The sequence below is a fragment of the Pantoea stewartii subsp. stewartii genome (assembly GCF_008801695.1).
GTDB classification, from domain to species: domain Bacteria; phylum Pseudomonadota; class Gammaproteobacteria; order Enterobacterales; family Enterobacteriaceae; genus Pantoea; species Pantoea stewartii.
In genome coordinates this window covers 1-219 of record NZ_VZPF01000349.1, presented here as the reverse complement: position 1 = coordinate 219, position 219 = coordinate 1, and the positions used below count along the sequence as shown (strand labels likewise).

The 219-nt window shown below is 62.1% G+C and carries 1 protein-coding gene; it reads left to right on the top strand.

All coding sequences use genetic code 11. The features are described from left to right. A partial coding sequence (gene tnpB, locus F7Q90_RS26515) for an IS66 family insertion sequence element accessory protein TnpB (protein ID WP_151161271.1) occupies positions 1-219 on the top strand: 219 nt, incomplete at both ends.

Sequence of the window (219 nt, the reverse complement as noted above, 5' to 3'; positions counted from 1 at the left end):
GGTTCCCGCATCTGGCTGGTTGCCGGCATCACCGACATGCGCAACGGCTTCAATGGTCTGGCTTCCAGGGTGCAGAATACGTTACGGGATGCCCCGTTCAGCGGGCATCTGTTCATCTTCCGCGGCCGGCGCGGCGACATGATAAAGGTACTGTGGGCCGACCGGGACGGCCTGTGCATGTTTACCAAAAGGCTGGAACGTGGCCGCTTCGTCTGGCCG